Here is a 21039-nt window from a genome sequence, read left to right as displayed (position 1 = left end):
GATTAGTTTGAAATACGTCAAATGCCCTATTTTTCTGCTGAACAAAAGACGATCTTTTGATCGAAATTTTAAAAAACTTCAATCCTCTAATATTTCAAATTCCTCAGGATAGACATTGTAAATTCCCTCCATTAAAAACCCTAAGATATGCTTACCAGTTGGGTAAGGAGTTAAAACTGTTCTGTATTGATTCCCCCCTATTCGCTGCAGAGGAAGAGCCAAAAAATTTGCCCGTTCATAATTTAAGGTGATATACAGAAATTCTCTTTCTTCTTCCAAAATCAGATCTACAATAATTTCATCTCCTACACGGGCTTTTAAAGTATTAATCTGGGAAATCCGGGGATAACCTACTGTAAATAAACTTGAAAGTATCGCCTCTTGACCTTGAACGTTCAAAACAAGGTCATAGCGTTCGTCATCACTATAGGATTCTTTTAGAATTTTTTTGTTGACCCTTACTCTAAGTGACTCCTTCGAAGATTCTAAAATTTCAAATTCAAAGTAATCTTCTAATCCAGGTACGACTATTCGGTTATTTTGAGGTCTTTGACTGAAATTATTTCCTCGAATGGTAATCTCCAGTCGCATACCTAAGACAGAAGAACTAACTTCTGATATAATCGGCGCTTTTGATCCTTGTGCTGTAAATGACAAAAATTCACCGTATACAGTGAGCTTATTACTTTTTATAAATGGTCGAGCTACATATTCAACTCCCGAAATCAAATCAGTTTCCATTCGAATGGATAAAGCCTCAGAACTTGGCTCTCCTTCCACCTCTTCTACCAAGAAGGGACCTTCAAAGAAGGGTCTTTCAAAAAGTTCTTTTTCGACATATTCTACCCCATAAGAAACAATGGGAAAAATTCCCGGATCAATGATATTAAAGTCTATAGTTGCTCCAGAGGCATCCACTGAATGGATTTCTTGGGATTGGATAAAAGAATAATCCCGAGGGGTGAAATTTTCTGCTTCTTGACATCCGAAAAAAATCAATGGAAGTAGGGTTACTAGGTGGAAAATAAATCGCTTCATAGTCTTAAAATTTAAATCCAACAAACATGGAAGTTTCTGCAAATTTCTCTACACCAGAACTCATTGAAGAATAATGAATTCCGATAATCAAAGCTCTACCTTTACTGAGATATTTTTCGATTCCTAATCCACCAACAAAACCATTATAAAGTCCATTAAGCTCAAAATCCCTGACATATGTAGTGACAGAACCTTCCTGAATTTCAGCAATTTGCAGGGAGCTTTCTTGAAGGTTTATGAATGATATACCATAACCAACTTCCCCAAAAGCTCTCCAAGAATTCGGCACCAAATCCAGGTGAAATTTACCAGAAAGCGGAAGTTGAAAAATTGTTTGGGATAGGTAGCTATCTGTCTCAAAAGCATTCCCTCCATCTCGAAAGATTATGAAATCGGAACCGCTTGAACTCGAAAAACTTGGTCTCAAGTGTAGCGAAACATTTCTTAATCGGTTCACCTGAATTTCCATATCTGTTCCTAGCTGCCACCCAGCTCCAGTAACTCTAGCCAATTGATTGGTATTAGGAAGCTGAAACCTATTTATTGTTTGAATTACTCCAGAAAAGGGCGTTACTCCTACTCGTTTAGAATAAGTTCTGGGCTTTTTGAAAGTACCAGCTTCCGATAAAAAATAAGCCATATCTTCCCCGGTAAAATGGGTGATTTCCAATAAGGGATCCAATTCAGCATTTGCTACAGTTTGGCGAAGAACCTCTCGGTATGATTCATCCAAAAGTTGAATACTCCCCTCCTTCTCCAGAAAAAATTGCATTTTTTGATCCGTTGACCTGTAGAGATTTACACCTTCTAGTTGATTGGGGATAAGTTTAAGGAAGATGAATTCCCTCCCATTTCCCCGCTCAATCTCCTTTGCATAATATTTCCTTTTTGAAAAATAATATTCCTTAACCTGAGTATTAGAATACTTATTCCAAGGTTCTTTTTTGGTTTTTCGGAAGTAAATAGTGGACGTTATCTCTGAATATTCTTGCTTGATATATCCTTCCGAAAAGATAGTGTCATTAAGGACTATGTAGTCATTTCGCTGAGCCAAAAGCTCAGTTGAAAAAAGCTGAATCAACAAAATGATTACAGCAAATTGGAAAAAGAATTTCCTCATAAATAAATTAGAATTTAAAAGAGCCGGGAAAATGGATACAGTCTATTTTAATTTCAAATAGAAATTAAAATAGACGAATGTAAAAGTGAAATTTTTAAAAAATAATTGGTAGCCTAATTTTTTTGATAAAAGATAAATTCGATTTGAATTCGCCAATAATTATTGACTTTTTACTAAATAAAAGTTTAAGCTAATTTATTGGATAATGATTTCTTGAGGATCGTAGCCACCTTTTCTGCATCTGTTTTTTTGCAAAAATGATCCCCTACGATCACCACAGGGGCAGACTTACAAAGATCCATGCATTTGGTTTGGATCAACTTACATTGACCTTTTAGGGGACCGGATTTCAAATCCTCCTTTAAATGCTTCCGAATCGCTTTTGCACCAGCTTTTTTACAGTCCGAACCTGTACAAACAAAGACCAATTCCCGCTTATGCTTCATTTTTATTTTTTTACATGCCCGAAACTGCCTGCATCATTAAGCCGCAAAGATATGCCCCATAGGTACCTACCGCATAGCCAAGTACGGCCAACAAAACGCCTACAGGAGCTAAAGAAGCATCAAATGCTCCTGCAACAATCGGTGCTGATGCGGCTCCACCTACATTCGCTTGGGAGCCAACTGCCACGTAGAAAAAAGGAGCTTTAATTATCCAAGCCACCAACAGCATAATCAGGATATGGAAGAACATCCACAAAATACCGATAACAAAGAGAATAGGGTTATCCAAAACTGCCCCTAGGTCCATTTGCATTCCAATAGTCGCTACCAAAATGTATAAAAAGATTGACCCAAAACGGGAAGCCCCTGCCCCCTCCAAATTTCTGGCCTTTGTGAATGACAAGCCTAATCCAGCTGTCGTGGCCACCACGACAATCCAGAAAAAAGCAGAATCCAAAGAGTAATCCTTCAATTGAGGATAATTTTCTCCAATGAATGGGGCTACTGTATCCGCTATCCAATGGGAAATGCCGGTTATTCCAAAAGCAACACCCAAGATCACCATACTATCTGAAAGCGTTGGGATTCGCATAATTTTGGAACGAAAATCAGCGATTTTATCCCGAAGTTCATAAATGGCAGTAGTATCAGCCTTGAACAATTTATCCAGCTTTTCTGGTTTTGCAGCCCAATACAATAGGAAAGCCATCCATAAATTAGCTACCAAAACATCAACAGCGATCATTTGGGCAAACAAATCCGCATCTGCTTCAAAGACCTCCAACATGGCTGTTTGGTTTGCTCCTCCTCCAATCCAAGAACCTGCGATCGTAGCCAGTCCGCGCCATATTTCCATGGGGCCGCTTCCTCCCAATACTTCGGGCTGAATAAGTCCAACGGTAAACAATGCCATCGGTCCTCCCAACATAATTCCCAATGTTCCAGCGAGGAACATGGTCAAAGCCTTTGGACCTAATTTTAATATCCCTTTGAGATCGATACTTAGGGTAAACAAAACCAAAGAAGCAGGAAGTAAATAGCGGCTTGCAACAAAATACAAGCGAGATGCTTCGCCGGAAATTATACCCAAAGAATTGAAAATAGCCGGAATGAAATAGCAGAGCAAAACAGTAGGAACCACTCTATAAAACTTCTGAAAAAATTTATTCTTACTGGAAGCTGTGCTAAAAACAAATGCTAAAATAGCCAACAAAAGGCCAAATACGATGGCATCATTGGTAATGAGAGGTTGTGCTGATTCCATAATTCCAAGTTGATCTCCTTACAACAATACCAACAAATGGCCAAAAGCCCAACACAAAAAACTATCCCTCTTGGATCAATTTTACCAATTCACTTAAAATCATGGCAGTAGCTCCCCAAACAATCTCACCATGCAAATCGAAATAAGGTGTATCTAATTGAAGGTTATTGCTGAGTTTCAAGAGGGTTCTTTTTCTACGGCTTGGCTCGAGTAATAAATCCAATCCAGTTGGTAAAATAGCATCCACTTCCCGCTCCTCAGGTACAAATTGGGGAATTTCATTAATACTCCCCAATACTGGAGTCACCAAGAAATTCGAAGTTGGAATATACAAGTCACTTAATTGACCCAAAATCTCAATCCTCTCCCGATTTACTGCTACTTCCTCTTCAGCTTCACGCAAGGCTGTATAAATAATATTACTATCCTCTTGATCCATTTTGCCTCCTGGCAAGGCAATTTGGCCACTATGAACACCGGGATAAACTGGCCGCTTAATAAGAGGAAACATCACTCCTTCTTCACTTGGGTAAAGCAATAAAAGTACCGCCCCCTTACGGTGGCTCTCCGGAACCTTAGGCTGAAACCGACGCATATCCACCGGTTGAGGCGCCATTTCTAAATGAGCTACCTGTCCTGGAAGTTTACTAGCCAAGCGCTGTTGAAGGAAAGTGACGATTTCAGAATGGGTCATTGAAAAGAAAAATCGAATATTCCCTCAATTAAGTTTCACCCCAAAAAACATCCAAATTTTTCAAAGTTTTTATCCGCGCCGGAAAACTCGATTTGTTAAAAATTTAGTGAGGTAAAATCCTGATTAATATCACTTTGCAATAAATCCCAAATCAGAAAATAATACCTAGAAATTTTGAAGATTAAATAAATGAATTCTTCAATCCTTGAATTCGAGAAAATCACAAAACCAGAAAATAAGATGAAAACTTTCCTAAAAATCATCTTGGCTCTTATGATCCTCGGACATTTTCAAGCATGTAAGACTTATCAACCCTTGGGAAATAAAGTTACCGAAACTCAACAGAGCTTAAGTGAACAAGAAAAATTGGAATTACAATTGGACCAAGTAAAAGAACATGAGACAATAAAAGTCCTATTACAAAATGGAAAAGAATACGAGTTGGAGTACCTATCCCATTCTAGGGAGGTATTATATGCGAATCTGATCCAAACAGTATCTGAAAAAAAGCAAAAAACAGCTAAAACTCCTTTTGAAATTCCTTTGGATCAATTGGAGACCTTTAAAGTATTGCGAACCAATTATTTGATCTCCATTGGCATTCCTGCCTCTATTCTGATGGGATTCATAATTTATATGTCCACAGTTGATCTCAGTATGGGCCCCATATTATAAGCTAAAAGTGGTGATATGGTTAACTGAATTTGAAGAAAAATCCATTCAAATCGGGGGACCAAAATCAGAATAATAAGGAGTATTAAATTCCAAAACGAGCAAATAAAAAAGGTCGGGCTATTGACCCGACCTTTTCCTGCTCTCAAACCTATTAAACCTATTGTAGATATTCGATTATGAATACCTGCGAAAAGTAGAAAATGTTTTCTATTACTCCAAGCAATCGATTGCGAAAGATTTTCAAAATTTTATTTTCCACCGCTTTTTTGATTTAAATCGTTTAAAATCAAGCCTAAACAGCGAAAAATATTTTTAACCAATTTCTGATTTTTTTAAACTCAACTTCTGGCCGTTTTTTATGCAATCGTGTGCATAATTTCCTTCTGAAACTATGACTACTTAAAATTTGCGTTTCCAGACTTTGAATCTTTTTCAATTCTTCCCAAAATTCAGCTATTTGCAGTATGCCCAAAAGAGCTCTCCCCCTAGCCCAAAAAATTTTCTCTGGTTTTGAAAGTTATATCCGAAGTTTCAATACCTACACGAGATTAGCTCCTGAATATTTTCGAGAGCGGAATTGGGTAGGAATGCAACTCAATCACCGGCAGCGCCTAAGACTTTACAAGGATCTCCTGTTTCAATTAGTTGCCGAGTTCAACGAAATGCTTGGAGAAGATGCTGCTAATCGTCAAATCTGGATTTTAATACGGAAGGAATACCAAGCCATGATTGCAGATCGTCCCGATGTAGAGTTGGCAGAGACTTTTTTCAACTCTGTAATCCGAAAAGCGTTTCCCGGAATGTCTATTGACGAGGAACTTATGTATGTCATGGAAGGGCATCAAATCTGTGAATGGAGAGAAAACAGTCATCTAGTTCATACCTACCCTAGCCAAATGGGTTTGGAGCCCATTATTCGGAAAATACTAGATGATTTCGACCCGGGTGTTCCTTTTCTCAATAAAGAAGAGGATGTTCAATTTTTGATCAAAAGTGTCAAAGAGGTAATTCTAACCCGTTATAACCCGGGACCTGAAACAAAAACAGAGATTCTCAAACCTGTTTTTTATCGAAATAAGGCGGCTTATCTCATCGGAAGAACCTATGTGGGACATAAGTGGATGCCTTTTATCATTCCTATGATGCATGGAGAAAAAGGTGTCTTTGTAGACACACTGATTTTTGATCGAAATATCATGAGTCACCTTTTCAGTTTCACCCGCTCCTATTTTATGGTCGACGCTGAAATCCCCTCCCAAATTGTAGGCTTTTTGAGTTCGGTAATTTCCCACAAAAAAACCCATGAATTGTACAATGCAATAGGTTTTAATAAGCATGGAAAAACACTTTTCTATCGAGATTACCTCTATCATTTGCAATCTTCCACAGACCAATTTGTCGTTGCTCCTGGGGTAAAAGGAATGGTGATGACGGTATTTACTCTTCCTTCTTTTGACGTGGTATTTAAGCTAATTAAGGATCACTTTGAACCTCCCAAAAGCATGACACGGCAGGAAGTCCGAGAGAAGTACAAATTGGTATCGCTCCATGATCGGGTTGGAAGAATGGCCGATACGCATGAATTTGAATATTTCCATATTCCTTTGGACCGTGTGAGTTCTGAACTGATGCAAGAACTTCGAAACACGGCCAATTCCTTGCTAGAAATCAAAAATAACCAACTGATCATCAAGCATCTATATTCAGAACGAAAGATGCGACCACTCAACCTCTATTTGGAAGGATGTAGCAAGGAAAAAGGATGGGATGCGGTAGAAGATTATGGACGTGCCATTCTCCAACTGGCACAAGCCAATATTTTCCCAGGAGACATGATGACAAAGAATTTTGGCTTGACTCGGCAAAACCGGGTCATTTTCTATGATTATGATGAAATCGAGTTTTTGACCGATATGAATTTCCGAGTTAAGCCCAAGCCTGAAACCTATGAACAGATTTATGCTTCCGAGCCTTGGTATGATATTGCCAAAAACGATGTCTTCCCGGAGGATTTCAAACGTTGGATGATAGGTCGCCCTGATTTGAAAGAGCATTTTTTAGATTACCATCAAAAACTCTTCGATCCTACCCATTGGCAAAAGATTCAGAATAGGATTCGAAATGGGGAATTACTTCACGCTTTTCCCTACCCTGAGGAAATTCGATTCAGACCTCAAGAGAAAGTTTAATTTCTTTTTCCTAGCCCCAACGCCTATTTTTGTATGTCATCCTTGGATTGATCCGAAATCCCGTTCATGAACGCCACACAATCACCCGATATTAATACAGCGACCAAAACCAAAAAAATCATTCTTCTCACTCCGAATGATGATGATCGTCCTGTGTACATAGCGGGAAATTTCAACAACTGGGCAACACAGGATTACAAATTCCGGATGGAGAAAATCAAGGAGGGGCGTTACGAATTCACTTTTCCGGATGGGAAAGAATTTGAAGGAGAACTGATTTACAAGTTCACCAAAGGCGATTGGTCAGAAGTGGAGATCGATCGCTATGGGAATAAAACTCCTAACCGGACATGGAATGATTCCGATTTGGTGCGAACGGAAAAAGTAGCGAAATGGCGCCATAATTGGCTTCCTTATCGCCCGAGTCAATTACCAAAGATCCATTTGATCTCTGAGGAATTTGAAATTCCCCAATTGAACAAGACTCGTAAAATTTGGGCCCTCCTACCTCACGACTACGAGACGAGCGATGAGCATTATCCGGTTCTTTATCTCCAAGACGCGCAAAATCTCTTCAATGAAAAATCAGATTTCAATTGGCAGATTGATAAAAAGCTGGCAGTAATGTCCGACTATGGCATCGGTAAAATTATCATTATCGCCATTGAACATGCCGAGACCGAACGAATTCAAGAATACAATGTAGGAAGGACACTTCTAGGCGTGGGGCATGGAAAAAAGTATATCCGCTTCATCACCGATACACTCAAACCTTTTGTAGATAAAACCTTCCGTACCAAGCCTGAGCGTGAGTTTACAGGCATTGGCGGCAGTTCTATGGGCGGATTGGTGAGCATCTTTTCAGGTCTGATTTATCCTGAGGTTTTTGGAAAGCTGATGGTTTTCTCCCCATCCCTTTGGGTAATTCCGAAAATCAAATTGGGCTTTTTGGACTTTTTCGAACCCCAAGAAACCCGAATGTATTTGTACGCAGGTGGCGATGAAAGCGAAACCATGATTGACCATGTCACCAAATTGCGAAAAAGGCTCTTGAAGCGGGAAAGTCTACAAGGAAAAATGAAAATCCGCCTTTCTATCAATATGGAGGGAAAACATAACGAAACCTATTGGAGCGATGAGTTCCCAAAAGCCATAGAGTGGCTATTTTTCAGTGATAAACCTGATTGATTTAATTATGAAATTCCAATTCCAACCTAAAAAAATTAATCAGGGAAGCCTGATTGTTATCCCCGTTTTTGAAAATCAACTAGAAGAATTTCTAAAAGAAAAATTCCCGGATTTATCCTTTCCAAACACCCTATTTTCCGCAAAAAAAGATAGTCATTACCTATTTCCTACTGAAGGGAATTTGGTGATGCTTTTGGGCTTGGGAGAAGATCCAGGCTACAAGGAAATTGAAGTAGCGTTTCGAAGAATTCTTGCCAAAAACGGTGATTTGGTACAGGGACATGTGATTTTAGATTTTCCTAATTCCTTCAATGCTACTCAATTAGAAGCTGCCTTGGTTGGCTTTGGTTTGGGTTCTTACCAAGCAGATTTTTTTAAAAAGACTCGAAAAAACGATTTCCAAAAACTTAAAGTAGGAATAAATCATTCTGACGCAGGAAGTAAAAAAATCCTCCTTCGGGCAGAAAAAATTCTCGCAGCTAAAATCGAGGCTTTTCGAATGGTTGACCTCCCTCCAAATGTCCTTACTCCCGAATACTTAGCTGATTGGGCCAAAAATTTAGCGAAAGAACAGGAAATAAAAGCGCATGTTTTTGATGCTAAAAAAGCAAAAAAAGAGGGTTTGGAGGCCTTTCTTGCGGTAGCTAGAGGATCAGTAAAAGAACCTAGATTTATCATTTTGGAATACCGCCATCCTGACGCCACTAAACATGTGGGATTAGTTGGGAAAGGTGTCACCTTCGATACGGGTGGTTTGAATATCAAGACCCAGGGCATGCACTATATGAAATCCGATATGGGAGGCGCAGCAGCTGTATTGGCTGCAACTCAACTTATCGCCAGTTTAAAAGTGCCTGTAAATTTGACCACTGTTGTTCCTGCTGTAGAAAACGCTGTTGACCAGCATGCCTATCTACCTTCTGAAGTGATTGGAAGCCACTCAGGTAAATCCATTGAAATCGTAGATACCGATGCAGAAGGCAGATTGATTTTGGCTGATGGTCTGTCCTATTTGAATCAGGAATATCATCCTGACCACTTGATTGATTTCGCTACTTTGACTGGTTCAGCTGTAGGTACTTTCGGCCATGAATGCGCTGCCCTTTTCTCCAATGACGATAAGCTTTCTGATCATATTCAACAGGCCGGAATGGCTTTGGGAGAGAAAACCTGGCCTTTGCCAATTTGGAAAGAATATGCCAAAGAAATGGATAGCGAAATCGCCGATATCAGAAACTACCATGGAAAACCCATAGCAGGAGCCATTACAGCGGCAACCTTTTTACAAGCTTTCACGAATGATCATCCATCATGGGCGCATTTGGACATAGCAGGAGTAGCATTCGCGGATAGCGAATTTTCAAAAAGCAAAACCGGAACCGCATATGGTGTGGGTTTATTGCTTAATTTGATAGAAAATCATCTTTAACATGGAAAATCAAGGCCATACTTTTCTTTGCATTTCCAACTATTTTAAAGGAAATGCCTTTTTGGTTTCGCTAAAGAAGCAAGGCAATCAAGTTTTTTTAGTCACTTCTGAAAAACTCAAAGATTCACCTTGGGCTTATGAATACATCGATGAGGTATTCTACATGCCCGGTCAGGATTTAGACTGGGATTTGGATCTTTTGCTGAAAGGAGTTGGCGGTTTGATGAAAGATCATAAGATAGATTCCATCGTCGCTTTGGATGATTATGATGTAGAAAAAGCTACTTTTTTGCGCGAAAATCTTCGAATTCCCGGGATGGGGCAAACAACAGGTCGTTATTTCCGTGACAAGCTTGCCATGCGAATTAAAGCCCAAGATGCAGGAATCAACGTCCCTCCTTTCTCTCCCCTTTTTAATGATGAGGACATTAATCAATACGCAGATCATGTCAAAGCTCCGTGGGTTCTAAAACCTAGATCTGAAGCGTCTGCTCATGGAATTATAAAGGTTCACAACAAAGAGGACCTTTGGAAACATATTCATGAATTGGGTGATAACCGCCTTCATTATTTGGTAGAGCAATTCAAACCCGGCGATGTTTATCATGCAGATGGATTGATTTTAGAAGGAAAAAGTCTTTTCCTCACTGTTTCAAAATACTTAACCACTCCAATGGAAATTTCCCAAGGAGGAGGAATTTTTAGGTCAGCGAATTTAGAATATGGCTCAGAGGATGAGCAAGCAATTAAAAAGGCAAATAAGGCAATCATGAAAGCCTTTGGACTAAAATCCGGAGCAAGCCATACCGAATTCATCAAATGCCATGAAGATGGTAAAATTTACTTTTTGGAAACCTCTTCCCGAGTAGGTGGAGCGCATTTAGCCGAAATGGTAGAAGCAGCTACTCAAATCAACCTTTGGGCAGAATGGGCTAAAATCGAGGATGCTTTGGTAAAAGGAAAAGATTATAAATTACCCAAATCCTCGAAGCACTATGCGGGGATTGTGTTGACACTATCCAAATACCAACATCCGGATTTGAGCAGTTTTGATGATCCGGAAATTTACTTTAGGGTTCCTTTAGATTACCATGCTGGATTGATCGTGAGATCGAAGAGCAGGGATCGCGTATTGGAATTATTGGATAATTATGCAGAGCGCTTGACCAAAGATTACTCTACGACGGCTGCGGCTCCTGAAGTAAAGAAATTCCACTAAGTCTAGAATTTCTCTTCGATTCCTAAGCCAAAGAGTGCAAAATCATATTTCACCGGATCTTGGGGATCGAATTCTCGAAGTCGTTCAGTTAGTTCTACTGCCGTCTGCCAATCCGTTTGCTTTCGAGTAATCAATCCCAGTTTTCGAGCAACACGATCCACATGCAGGTCACAGGGGCAAATCAATTGGGAAGGTTGGATTTTATTCCAAATTCCAAAATCTACTCCCTTCTCATCAGATCGAACCATCCACCTCAAATACATATTCATTCGCTTACAGGCAGATTTTCTAGCTGGAGTAGCAATATGCTTTTTAGTCCGGCTAGGTGCTTCTGCAAGGGAGAAAAACAACTCATGGAAACGAATTAACATTCCCTCCATTGCTTCATTGGAATAATTTGATTTGATCAAAAATGCTTCTTCCAGCGAATGATGTTTCTTGTAAAACCAGGAAAAAAAGTGGATGAAATAAAGCGTATCAATATCATTAAAAGTCAGATGCTTAAATTCCAAAAAAGGTTTGAGGTCTGAATACTGATGATTGACCATAAAGTCATGAGGAGCATTATCCATCAACTTCATCAATTCCAAGCATTTTGAAATAATGGTTTTCCGTTGCCCCCAAGCTAGCATTGCTGCAAAAAAACCAGCAATTTCTATGTCCTCTTTTTTCTGGAATAAATGAGGAATGGAAATGGGATCATTAGGTATAAAAGCAGGCTGATTGTACTGCTCGACCTTTTCGTCCAGAAATCCTTTTAAATCCTGCATTTGAATCACAAAGCGACTTCAACTTCTCCTCCCTGCGTTCCATCAAACCACTTAAAGAAAAGTTGATTCTCATTTTTTTCGGAAACATGCCAATCAAAGCATTTAATGGTGGTGAGAGACCTTAAGGTATCATCATCGGGATTATACAAGCAGATATCAAAATCCGGAAGCTGCTTAGGATCAGTGCTATTCCACTTTTCCAAAATAAATCCTTCCTCAATGACCCGAACTTTATTTCCAAAAACAAAATCCGAAAGTACACTAGGAACTCCGTCTATCCGTCTCAATCGAAATCCGGAAGGCCCAAACATGATAGTTTTGACCAATTTAGCTTCTAAAAGTTCATTTGAATGCGGTAAAGACTCCCACTCACTTTCCTTTAAAACCACTTTTCTTCCTTCAGGTTTGATTCGTGTGAGCAGTTTAGAGAGTTGGGAAAAGAGCCATGTCAGCCCAATGAATAATAAACCAAAACTTGCAAGTATGGGATAAGAAACAATAAAAATCAGATTCCAAATAAAGCGGAATACGTGATGGAAAAACAATTGAAATTTATTCATGGGACTGTACTAGGGAACAAAGGTACCCTAGCTTGACTACAATGACAAACGAGAGCTTAATCAATACAGAGGAATTGATATTGAAAAGCCATTCGGACCTAGGGCCAAATTTTCAAAAATTGCAGGTAGTTCTTGAGCATGCTGATGGTGCATACCGTACATAATTCCATCAAAAGCCAGTAAGAAAGCCCCTTGAAGAATAATTGACTTTCCAAAACCCTGAAGTCTATCGTTTGATTTTCGAAGTCCTCTTTCTTTCAAATACAATCCACCTGCCATGTATGCAACATCCAACGCTGCATTAACCAAAAGTATTTTTTCAATGCTATGCTGAGCTTCCATGCTTTCCATAAAACCTAAGCTTCCTGGGTTTTGGGTTGCCTGCCAATAGCCAAAACCGGCTATGATCAAATTCACAGAATTCCAATACAGGTTCATTTGATGGAAAGCCTTTATCTCTCCACTAGTCTGTCCTGCCGCAATTCCCCCCCACAACATATTCCCTATTGCCCAAGAGCCAAGAATCAGCATTCCTTTTCTATTGTAATCCAAGCGCTGCTGATTAAAATCCATCAATACATCTCCTGTTTGAGCCAAAAGGTCAAAGGAAATAAACATGGAAAAAATCAGAATCATAGAAAAGAAATAGGACCTAGGCGTCATACAAATGGAACTTTAGAAGAGGCATTTGGTTCAAAAAAAGCCCGATTGAAAAACCGGGCTTCAAAAAACATTTAATAAGTGACTTCCACAGGGAAACGCGAATTTACAGCCTTTAGCTGTTCATAAGCGGCTTGAGAAAGCTTAATCACGAGCTTGGAATTATCACCTGTTTCTGGCAATGCTCCCACCACCCGAGCAAATATCGTAATATCATTTTCCTCATTTCTTACTCTCATGATCGTTCCGACAGGAGCAGTTCTATGAAGGACTAGATATTTTTTATGCCCTCCTGTTCCAGGGATCACTTCGGCTTGTCCCATTTCAGATATATTCTTAAAACCTCCGGAACTTGCCCCATCAGGAACCTGATGCATTTCTTCTATGGAAGTTGCTACTTTTGGTTCGCCCACAATAGGCACCTTAGATGGGCCCGGCTCCGCACGACCAACTTTAAGAACTTGACCCACTTTCAAATTATTAGAGCTAAGCGCATTCCAAGTGATCAAATCCTCTATAGGAGCATTGTACTGATTAGCTATGGAAAATAATGTTTCTCCAGATCGAACTTCATGAGAAATCCAGTCTCCAGGTACAATTGGAGTAGCATTGGAAGGCGCAGATGCAGTAGCTTTTGGCGTGGAAGAAGGCTTCTCCTCAACCACTTTCTCAGCTTTTTTCACTTCCTCTTTTGGTGCTTCTACAATAGCAACAGGCTTTTGAGAAACTTCTTTTTGAGGGGTTTCCTGAACAGGAGTTTTTGTCGGAGTAGGTTCTTTTACCTCCGCCAAAGGTTTGGGCTCACCTACGGACTTGCGAATCACCAAAGCCTGACCTACACTTAAATCATTTCCTTTTAAATTATTCCACTGCTTCAACTCATCCACAGAGACTCCATATTTTTTTGAAATCGCAAACAAAGTTTCCCCTGATGCAACCTTATGCAAATCCGAGCCTTCAGGTATCGCTGCCTCGCTGATGTAAGGAACCCTAATTTGTTGCCCAACCTTTAATCCACTTTTGAGGCTTTCATTCGCTTTTACAATATCTCCAACTGAAGTTTTATAGCGTCTTGAAATGGCAAATAGTGTTTCTTTAGCTTCTACCTCATGAATGACAAAGTTTTGTCCTGCAATTCTCTCCGTTCGAAGTGAATCCAAGCTACTCGCTGAAAAGGCACCCCAAGAGGTCAATGTGAGGATGGATGTCAAAGTGAGATATTTGGGAAAATGCATAGTATTAATCGAAATAAAATTCAAGGATAAAATCAAACACTAACTAGTTATCAAGAATTATGCTAAAGAAAATTTGAAAAGGGCAAAAACTAAACTAAGAACAAGAAATTAGCCTTGTAACACATCTTTTGAGATGCTTACATCGTGGAAATTCATTGAAAAAGGTATCTTGCTATATGAGTCGAATCATCTTACTATTCTTTTTGCTTCTGGGAGCATATACCCTTCCCATACAAGCTCAAAATCAACAAATTGAGCGCGTTTATACCTTTAAAATCGATCGGGACATTGACCCTGCAATGAACCGACGAGTAAAATTGGCTTTAGAAAATGCTGAAAAGGAAGAAGCTGATTTGATTATTATTGAGATGGACACCTATGGAGGAGCCGTTAATGATGCAGATGATATCCGAACTATGATTTTGGAGTCTCCTATCCCTGTTTATACTTTCATTAACAAGGATGCTGCCTCCGCAGGGGCTCTGATTTCTATAGCCAGTGATAGTATTTACATGGCACCAGGATCGAGTATAGGCGCAGCAACTGTAGTCAATGGAGTAGATGGAGCTGCTGCCCCCGATAAATATCAGTCTTACATGCGCTCCATGATGCGAAGTACAGCCGAAGCTTCAGGGCGGGATCCCAAAATCGCCGAAGCAATGGTCGATGAAAATATTGAACTTGAAGGAATCAGTGAAAAAGGTTCTGTACTCACCTTTTCTGTTTCCGAAGCAATTCAATACGGATTTTGTGAAGGAGAATACCGATCCATCGATGACATCCTAATTTCTCAGGGCATTATCGATGCAGAAATCATCTCTTATGAGGTCTCTGGGACAGAGCAAATCATTTCTTTCTTTCTTAATCCAGCCATTTCTGGAATATTAATCCTAATCATTATTGGAGGAATATATTTCGAACTCCAAACCCCGGGTGTTGGGTTTCCATTGGCTGCATCCATCATTGCCACCATTTTGTACTTTATCCCCTACTATCTCAATGGAATGGCAGAAAATTGGGAAGTAATTGTCTTCATTGTTGGTGTGGTGCTCCTAGCTATTGAATTATTCGTTGTTCCCGGTTTTGGGATTTTTGGGATTCTGGGAATTATAGGAATTTTCGCAGGTTTGGTCCTGGGAATGCTCCCCAACCAAAACTTTGATTTTCAATTTGTACCTGCAGAACAACTATTCACCGCTTTATTGACCGTAATCCTTGCAGCGATTACCGCCGTAGGACTCATTTTCTGGCTTACCCCAAAGGTAAATTCCTGGAAAGCCTTTAATACCATTACCCTCGCTACTACGCAGGACAGACAGGAGGGCTATACTTCCACATTTTATCCTGAATCATTGAAAGGAAAAATTGGCGTGGTCCACTCCAGGCTCAGACCAAGTGGCCGGATCGAGATTGATGGGGAAATATTTGATGCCTATTCCCGAGGTGAATTCATTGAGCAGGGAGAAAAAATCATCGTTATCTCTACAGAAGGCACTTCTTTGAAAGTGAAAAAACAGGAAGGCTAAACGTACGCTTTTTGCTAAGTTTGAGCCATGAATCCCTTTCAAAGTATTTACGAAGCCGTCGGCGAAAAAAAAATCAAAGACTTGGTATATCATTTCTATCAGGGAGTTTCTAAAAACGAAGACCTTCGAAAACTCTATCCTGAAGAAGATCTTGGTCCAGCTGAAAGGCGTTTGTATTTATTTTTGCTCCAAGTTTTTGGAGGGCCTCAAACCTATTCGGAAGAACGTGGACATCCCCGACTGCGATTGCGTCATATGCAATGGAAAATCGACTCCCAACTTCGAAATCACTGGCTAAATACCATGTTTGAAGCAATGGACAAGGTGGAATTAGATCAAGAAGTCCGGGAAATGATGATGGGGTATTTTATCAAGGTTGCCAATCACATGATTAATCATGCGTGATCTTTTGAGAAGAATTTACACCATTTATGCAGGATTGCTTTTTGTGGTCAGTTTCTTGATCATCTTTCCTTTTTTCCTGATTTGTATTTGGGTTCCCGGCTGGAAGCCATTCGGAAGGAAAATCAATCGATACTGGGCCAAGGTTTATTTCACCCTGATTTTCAAGCCAGTACACCTCGAAATCCGAAGTAAATTGGAAAAACATCAGCCCTATATTTTTGCGGCAAATCACTTTTCTTATATCGATATTCCCATGATGGGATTTATCCCGGGGGATGTTCAATTCATAGGGAAGGCATCAATTCGGAAAGCTCCTCTTTTTGGCTATTATTTCAAAAAACTTCACATCGCGGTAGATCGGTCTAGGGTAAAAAGTAGAGCGGAAACCATGCGTAGAGCAGGACTTGCCATCGATGAGGGAAGCAGCATTGTTATTTTTCCGGAAGGAGGAATTTACACCCATCATCCTCCTGGGATGGTTCATTTCAAAAATGGCGCGTTTCGATTGGCATTGGAGAAACAAATCCCCATTATCCCTGTCACCTTATCGTATAATCATCTAATTTTACCTGATGACGGCCGTCTGCTTTTGAGCTTCCATGCCGCCAAGATGGTCCTGCATGAAGCCATCGTACCTACAGAGGATTCCAGCGAAGAAGATCTGAAGAATGCTTGTTTTGCAGTCATCCAAAAACAATTGAATGAAGATAATGCCGTTTAGAACGTACTTAGATCATGAAAATCGATAAAGATACTATCAAGAAGATCGCTCATTTGGCAAGGCTTGAATTTGATGAAAGCAGTGCTGAGAAAATGTCTCAGGACATGAGTCAGATTCTGGATTGGGTGGAAAAACTGAATGAAGTGGATACTGAAAATGTAGCCCCTCTGACTACCATGTCCTCCGAAGTAAATGACATGCGGGAAGATCAAGTAGGAAACCATTTGGATCATGAAGCTGGATTAAAAAATGCTCCCAAACGTGATTCAGATTATTTCCGTGTTCCAAAGGTTTTAGAATAATGCATAAAGCAAAATCCCCATTCTTGGGCTATTTACCTGCTCTCCTATTCGTTCTTTTAGGAGGGCTTTTTTCATATTACTACCTCCTTTTCGATCCGGTAGCTTACCGGGTTCTCCTACCCGGATATTTTTTGGATAGACTTCCTATTCCTTTCGATTGGGCGGGAATTGGCCCACTTTCCTTCCCTATCTTGATTGATAATTTCCTAGTATTTCAGGAATTCCAATCCTTTGCCCCCAATATTCCTGTAGTGGAAAATCAGGTATTTGGAATCCTGGCAGTTATCTCTATCTCTTTTTTTCTAGCACTGATTTCCTCTTTTAAAAAATGGCAATTTTTAGCTGCGGGAATAGCATGGATCATCCTTTTGGTATTCAGTAATTTAAATGGATTGAATATCAATGGGATTAATAGCAATTACCCATTAATTATTGCAATCATTGGAAACTTAGCGGGTCCTGTCTTTTTCCATTTGGAAGGAAAAAATCGACCTCTACTGCTACGGTGGATTGTAATCTTGCTTTTAGTAATGAGCACAACAGCAATTCTTTTATCCTACAGCCCGCTTCCATATCCAGCTGTATTTCTTTCTGAACATTCCTTTATTCTCTTATTGGGCTTGAGTATAGCTTGGATTTTTTGGAATGGACATGCAATCTTGTCTGGAACTTATATTCTTTTAACCCGAGCTAACAAAAATTTAGGACTAAGGGTCTCCATCCAATTTCTGGTTCTTGGAATTCTTTATTTACTCCTTTTATTCAACATGCTGCTGGACCTTACCGGCTTACCTATTACCTGGATTCCAACTTTCCATCCTTTGGTTTTGGTAATTCCGGTTGGCGTGATGGGCTGGCTAGTCCTCCGAGTAAAATCAAAAAATGAGCTGAATCCAAGCTTCAACCTTTTCACCTTGGAGTCACTTCATCTTTTGGGTTTTGGGATTACATTATGGGTGATTTGGAAATTGAAACTGGTAGGAAATCAACCTGCTGAAGAACTGCTCAAGCATCTTATTACCTATTCCCAAATCGGGTTTTCAGCCTTTTTTATGATTTATGTCTTTTCCAATTTCTTTACCCTCATGGATAGCGGAAAAGATGTGGAACGGGTCCTTTTCAAGCCTTTTTCCTTACCCTATTATCATTTGCGATTAGGTGGCTTGATTGCCATGCTTGTCTTGACTACCTACGCGGATGGGATTATCGGCGTTCAAGTTAATGCCCTCAGCAATCAGGTATTGGGAGACTATTACTACGAAACTGATCAGAAGTTAGAAGCCAGCATTCTTTATGAAAATGCTTGGTTTCGGTGTAGAAACAACCCAAAAGCCAAAAATGCACTAGCTCATTTACTTCTTGAACTGAAACAACCCTCCCTAGCAAAAAGCCACTTGGAACAAAGTTTTTCTGAGGCTCCTCAGGAAGATAACATTGTTCTTTTGGCGGATCGCTACCATCAAGAGCAAAAGCTATTTCAAGCGATTTCTACCTTGGAGCAAGGGCTTTCCTTCTTCCCAAAAAGTGAGGCTATAAGAAACAACTTGGCCTTGCTTTATGTCAAATCCAATAGAACAGAAGAAGCCAAAAACCTCTTAGAAGAAGCACCAATTTCTCAATTGGTTAGCAAGAATAATCTCTTGGCCACTCAATTGAAATCAGGACAATTAGACATGGAAGCGGAGCAGCCAAAAGGCCTGCCTGGTTTTATCAATGAATTGGCGCATCAGCATGCTTTGGGAAATTTCCCATCTAAAAATTTGATTGAATCTACCGAAAAAGCAATTCAGAAAAGCGAAACACCACTATTGACACAAGCAGCTCTTCGAAATCTCTTTTCGATATTAAACCAACCGAATCCAGAGGAGGATTTAGCGCTATTAGATTCCCTTTGGCAAAAAGAAGAGATGAATCCCTATATCATGTCTCTACAGGAGACAGCTGTGATTCGTAGCTTGTCCGCAGGAAGAGTAGGCGAAGCAATCAAAAATCTAAATGGATTAGCCTTTCGGAATCCTGGAGATGCGGGGTATTTTCTCCACCTTTCTGCTTCAATCCTTGCCCAGCAATTGGATTTCAAAAAATCAAGTGCAGAGTTATTGGCAGCAAGAGAAAAAGGTTTTCAGGCTTTTAAAAATCACCATTGGGAAATTTTGGTTCTAGGTGGATTCGAGCAAGAAGCAGAAGAAATCAGATTAGCATATAATTTGGATTTTCCTGCATGGATCCAAAACCTTGATTCTGAAGAAGGAAATTATCTTCAAATTATAGAAAAGCTTCATGAAGCTCTACCTGAAGAGCTTTTTGGAGAATGGGACGGCCTAGAAAATGAAATGCTAAAAGCTGACCTCGCGGCAAAGATTTTAAGAGCAAAATCCCATGGATTAAATGTGAAGCAGATTCAAGAATTGGCTGTAATGGTAAATCAGGTATTTGGAGAAAATGAAGATTTAAAACGTTTTGCTGCGAATCCTGATTTCCAAAACCAAGAATCTGTTCAGGCCTTTTTGAATTGGTTGAAATTAGGAGATGAGCTTACCGGAAATCCTTATTATTCTCCTTTGATTTGGTCTGCTCAACTTATTCAAAGTGATCCTTTGGTTCAATATGAAATCCTGAATGCTGCAACCGAATTTAATCGGGACCCCATACTTTGGATGAAAAAAGTTCAGGTCGCACGGCAAATTGGATTAAGTAATTATGCCACTGATGCTTTGGGGAAAATGAGTGAATGGATAGATGAAGAGACTCTATATCAGCTCCAAATGCGGAAATTTTAAACTCAAATTTCGCATTTCTGATAATTGAATCTATTTTTAAGCAAACTAAACCTGCACCACATGAGTAGAGTCATCGAAACTCACGAAATCAACAAAACCTATAAGATGGGGGCTGAAATTATTCAAGCCCTGAAATCCATTTCCATCACAGTCGACCGAGGTGAATATGTGGCATTTATGGGGCCCTCCGGTTCCGGAAAATCCACCCTCATGAATATCATCGGTTGTCTCGATACCCCTACTGCCGGCACATACATTCTGAATAACAAGGATGTTTCCGACATGAGTGAAAACGAATTGGCCGAGATTCGAAACAAGGAAATTGGATTCGTTTTTCAGACTTTTAACTTACTTCCACGAGCGACTTGCTTAGAAAACGTAGCCCTACCACTCGTTTATGCCGGCTATAGCCGAGAAGAACGAGAAGAAATGGCCTTTAAAGCCCTCGATAACGTAGGTTTAGGTGACCGAACCAAACACAGACCCAATGAACTTTCCGGTGGTCAGCGTCAACGGGTAGCAATTGCCCGGGCTTTGGTAAATGATCCAAGTATTATTTTGGCAGATGAACCTACCGGTAACTTGGACACTAAAACTTCCTATGATATCATGGAGCTATTCCATGAATTGCACAGCAAAGGGAATACTATCATCATGGTAACGCACGAAGATGATATTGCACATTATGCCCATCGAGTGGTTCGCTTGCGGGATGGTTTGGTAGAGTCTGATACGATTAATCCTAATCCGACTCGGGCAGCTACAGCTCAAGTGTAATATCCCCTCCTTTTCCAATAAGATTCTTATTTTTGTGGCAG

General features: G+C 39.9%; 20 protein-coding genes. 11 read left to right on the top strand and 9 right to left on the bottom strand.

The annotated features are described in order from the left end of the window. Window positions 1-78: 78 nt before the first annotated feature. The 5 genes from E4S40_RS02190 to E4S40_RS02170 all read right to left on the bottom strand — a co-directional run bounded on the left by E4S40_RS02190 (window position 79) and on the right by E4S40_RS02170 (window position 4562). Window positions 79-1038: a hypothetical protein gene (locus tag E4S40_RS02190; protein WP_135070211.1), complete on the bottom strand. Its 960-nt coding sequence runs from the start codon at window positions 1036-1038 to the stop codon at window positions 79-81. A gap of 4 nt (window positions 1039-1042) precedes the next feature. Next, a complete protein-coding gene (locus E4S40_RS02185) occupies window positions 1043-2158 on the bottom strand; it encodes a hypothetical protein (protein WP_135070208.1) in 1116 nt (371 codons plus the stop codon). Window positions 2159-2343: 185 nt separating this feature from the next. Next, entirely contained in the window at window positions 2344-2604 is a 261-nt protein-coding gene (locus tag E4S40_RS02180) for a (2Fe-2S) ferredoxin domain-containing protein (RefSeq protein ID WP_135070205.1), read from the bottom strand. A gap of 10 nt (window positions 2605-2614) precedes the next feature. Further along, window positions 2615-3868, bottom strand: a complete 1254-nt coding sequence (locus E4S40_RS02175; protein WP_135070201.1) for a DUF819 family protein — start codon at window positions 3866-3868, stop codon at window positions 2615-2617. Between the two features lie 61 nt (window positions 3869-3929). Continuing rightward, window positions 3930-4562, bottom strand: coding sequence for an NUDIX hydrolase (locus E4S40_RS02170; RefSeq protein ID WP_135070199.1), 633 nt, complete (start codon window positions 4560-4562; stop codon window positions 3930-3932). A 240-nt stretch (window positions 4563-4802) separates the two neighbouring features. Here E4S40_RS02170 and E4S40_RS02165 point away from each other — a divergent pair, with 240 nt between their 5' ends. The 5 genes from E4S40_RS02165 to E4S40_RS02145 all read left to right on the top strand — a co-directional run bounded on the left by E4S40_RS02165 (window position 4803) and on the right by E4S40_RS02145 (window position 11262). Continuing rightward, complete coding sequence (locus E4S40_RS02165; protein WP_135070196.1) at window positions 4803-5237, top strand: hypothetical protein; 435 nt, start codon at window positions 4803-4805, stop codon at window positions 5235-5237. Between the two features lie 464 nt (window positions 5238-5701). Then, window positions 5702-7426, top strand: coding sequence for a bifunctional isocitrate dehydrogenase kinase/phosphatase (gene aceK, locus E4S40_RS02160; RefSeq protein WP_135070193.1), 1725 nt, complete (start codon window positions 5702-5704; stop codon window positions 7424-7426). A 66-nt stretch (window positions 7427-7492) separates the two neighbouring features. After that, a complete protein-coding gene (locus E4S40_RS02155; RefSeq protein ID WP_135070190.1) occupies window positions 7493-8614 on the top strand; it encodes an alpha/beta hydrolase in 1122 nt (373 codons plus the stop codon). Window positions 8615-8621: 7 nt separating this feature from the next. Continuing rightward, window positions 8622-10043: a leucyl aminopeptidase family protein gene (locus tag E4S40_RS02150; protein ID WP_135070187.1), complete on the top strand. Its 1422-nt coding sequence runs from the start codon at window positions 8622-8624 to the stop codon at window positions 10041-10043. Between the two features lies 1 nt (window position 10044). Beyond that, window positions 10045-11262 carry an ATP-grasp domain-containing protein gene (locus tag E4S40_RS02145; RefSeq protein WP_135070184.1) on the top strand — a complete coding sequence of 406 codons (1218 nt, stop codon included), beginning with the start codon at window positions 10045-10047 and terminating at the stop codon, window positions 11260-11262. A gap of 2 nt (window positions 11263-11264) precedes the next feature. Here the strand turns inward: E4S40_RS02145 and E4S40_RS02140 are convergent, their stop codons facing one another. From E4S40_RS02140 to E4S40_RS02125, 4 genes are all read right to left on the bottom strand, one after another. Beyond that, the gene (locus E4S40_RS02140) at window positions 11265-12032 is read right to left on the bottom strand and encodes a TIGR02757 family protein (RefSeq protein ID WP_135070181.1); all 768 of its coding nucleotides are present in this window, start codon (window positions 12030-12032) and stop codon (window positions 11265-11267) included. Between the two features lie 5 nt (window positions 12033-12037). Next, window positions 12038-12592, bottom strand: coding sequence for a hypothetical protein (locus tag E4S40_RS02135; RefSeq protein WP_135070178.1), 555 nt, complete (start codon window positions 12590-12592; stop codon window positions 12038-12040). A 60-nt stretch (window positions 12593-12652) separates the two neighbouring features. After that, on the bottom strand, window positions 12653-13228 hold the full coding sequence (locus tag E4S40_RS02130; RefSeq protein WP_135070175.1) for a DUF6992 family protein: 576 nt from the start codon (window positions 13226-13228) through the stop codon (window positions 12653-12655). 98 nt (window positions 13229-13326) lie between these two features. Then, a complete protein-coding gene (locus tag E4S40_RS02125) occupies window positions 13327-14487 on the bottom strand; it encodes a LysM peptidoglycan-binding domain-containing protein (RefSeq protein ID WP_135070172.1) in 1161 nt (386 codons plus the stop codon). Between the two features lie 176 nt (window positions 14488-14663). On the opposite strand from E4S40_RS02125, the gene E4S40_RS02120 reads away from it, so the two are divergent. From E4S40_RS02120 to E4S40_RS02095, 6 genes are read left to right on the top strand one after another with little or no spacing between them, the layout of a single operon-like run. Beyond that, complete coding sequence (locus E4S40_RS02120) at window positions 14664-16013, top strand: NfeD family protein (RefSeq protein WP_135070169.1); 1350 nt, start codon at window positions 14664-14666, stop codon at window positions 16011-16013. 27 nt (window positions 16014-16040) lie between these two features. Further along, on the top strand, window positions 16041-16418 hold the full coding sequence (locus tag E4S40_RS02115; protein WP_135070166.1) for a globin domain-containing protein: 378 nt from the start codon (window positions 16041-16043) through the stop codon (window positions 16416-16418). Continuing rightward, on the top strand, window positions 16411-17139 hold the full coding sequence (locus tag E4S40_RS02110; protein ID WP_135070163.1) for a lysophospholipid acyltransferase family protein: 729 nt from the start codon (window positions 16411-16413) through the stop codon (window positions 17137-17139). The genes E4S40_RS02115 and E4S40_RS02110 overlap by 8 nt, the downstream gene beginning before the upstream one ends. Window positions 17140-17153: 14 nt before the next feature. Next, entirely contained in the window at window positions 17154-17441 is a 288-nt protein-coding gene (gene gatC, locus E4S40_RS02105) for an Asp-tRNA(Asn)/Glu-tRNA(Gln) amidotransferase subunit GatC (RefSeq protein ID WP_135070159.1), read from the top strand. Next, window positions 17441-20221, top strand: a complete 2781-nt coding sequence (locus E4S40_RS02100; RefSeq protein WP_135070156.1) for a tetratricopeptide repeat protein — start codon at window positions 17441-17443, stop codon at window positions 20219-20221. The genes gatC and E4S40_RS02100 overlap by 1 nt, the downstream gene beginning before the upstream one ends. A gap of 60 nt (window positions 20222-20281) precedes the next feature. Then, window positions 20282-20998 carry an ABC transporter ATP-binding protein gene (locus E4S40_RS02095; protein WP_135070153.1) on the top strand — a complete coding sequence of 239 codons (717 nt, stop codon included), beginning with the start codon at window positions 20282-20284 and terminating at the stop codon, window positions 20996-20998. Window positions 20999-21039: the final 41 nt, after the last annotated feature.

It is taken from the genome of Algoriphagus kandeliae (assembly GCF_004571135.1).
In the GTDB taxonomy this organism is placed as follows: domain Bacteria; phylum Bacteroidota; class Bacteroidia; order Cytophagales; family Cyclobacteriaceae; genus Algoriphagus; species Algoriphagus kandeliae.
Note: the sequence above shows the minus strand (reverse complement) of the source record. Positions and strands in the feature narration are given on the sequence as shown.